The 1659-nt window shown below is 40.3% G+C and carries 2 protein-coding genes; both read left to right on the top strand.

The genetic code is table 11. The features are described from left to right. The coding region (locus tag E9531_RS17690) for a hypothetical protein (protein WP_211343489.1) at positions 1–232 on the top strand (232 nt) is incomplete at its 5' end. Positions 233–403: 171 nt separating this feature from the next. Further along, positions 404–1378, top strand: a complete 975-nt coding sequence (locus E9531_RS17330) for a hypothetical protein (protein WP_136575019.1) — start codon at positions 404–406, stop codon at positions 1376–1378. Positions 1379–1659: the final 281 nt, after the last annotated feature.

Genomic DNA, 1659 nt, shown 5'->3' on the forward strand with positions numbered 1-1659 from the left:
ACCGTGCAGGCTGACGCCTGCACTTCAACTAACTAACCTCCATCAAATCCGGTGTGATTCATTGGCGTTTGCGCCTTCACATGAGACATCACCAGCAGCGCAATCGGCCATCGACTGGCTCTTGAGTGCACAAGAGACGGACGGAAGCTGGTTTGTGGCCAGCGATGAAGATGGTGTTGTGCCAACAGCCTTGGCGATTCAAGCGCTGCAAGTCAATTCTTCCAAACCCTAGCCATGCCAGTTTCTCCAGTTTAGCGCGTCCTGTTTTTGGGAGGACGTCACTAGCACGGTGGCTGTGGGATAACTACGCTTGGGGTGACTCACGCCAAATTTACTTTGCGCAACAAAGTCTTACAGATTCTGAAAATTAAAAAACCAACTTTAAACTCGTAGAGGAGAAAATATGCCAATTGGCAAACTAAAAAATCAGTATACATTTCTTAGAGTGATGGCAGGTTTCATCATTTTAACCATATTATCTTTGTCGGCGCATGCTTGGCAATCGGCGCAATTACAACCCCTTCAGGCTCGCTTGCTTGGACCAATAACTCCGGGAAAAGTAGGTGAGGTAGTTCAGATACCGCTGTACCTGGATAATGCTCCAGATTGGGATAGTGCAACAATAACCCTTGAGATTAATCCAGATAAACAAGTCGGAAATTTTGATCCATCTCTGGTTTCTTTCGAACACGCGATTCAACTTGGCCCTAAAAAAGAAATTGGCAGAATTATTTTTATTCCGATTAAGGTGCTTGGTGATGGCGACTTCAATATCACCGGAAGAATTGAGGCGAAGGCTGCAAAAGGGTCTGTATTTAAATTGACGAACACTGAAAATATAATATATTATAAATTGAGGCTTGGAATATTTTCTATAAATAATGCAGTTTATTTTGACTGGGTAAGCTCTGAGGCAAGCAAAAAATACTCGGATGAAGAATTCGCAAAAATCAACAAAGAATTCTCAGATATATACTATAAACAAATTGAATTGCAGCAGGAGCGGTTCAATGCTATGATTGGCGAAGGCGTTAATAAAAAGAAAGACATCACCTCTGAAAGCATACAAAATCTTATCAATCAGGGAGGACAATGGAGAGAAGAAAGAGATAGATTATTTAAGGAAATGCGTAATAATTTTTTGAAAAACAACTCGCCTGAATCAGCTACAGTACCGACATCCAAGGATCTGCAAAAAAAATCAGAAATCGCAGGAACCGAAAAAACAATTGAGGTGTATTTCTCGACAGATTCTTCAGAAAGCAAATTTTTGCCTCTTGATGGGGCTGAAATTCAATTGAAAGATAATGTAACTGGCGAATATATTTCAGGAATTTTGGTTGCGGGAAAATTTAATTTCATTATACCAAGGGTATGAGTACAGTTTTACTGCCACTGTAAGCGCTAGAACGGTGGATTTTGATATTCGACTTGGAAACCCATCTTCAGGATGATTACTCGGATTACATAACAAATGTTAGTTTCACTGATATCTATAGTCATGAGATAAAACATAGCAATATTGATTTATCATTGCCAACTGATATCAGGCAAGAATTGTCTAATTCTTGGTCTATCTTTCAAGCCGTGCACGAAAGCTACAAGCTATCTAGAGAAATTTTTGGGAAACTCTGCAAAAGGTCAGTCAAAGCCGACGAG

This window comes from Lampropedia puyangensis, assembly GCF_004833285.1.
In the GTDB taxonomy this organism is placed as follows: domain Bacteria; phylum Pseudomonadota; class Gammaproteobacteria; order Burkholderiales; family Burkholderiaceae_C; genus Lampropedia; species Lampropedia puyangensis.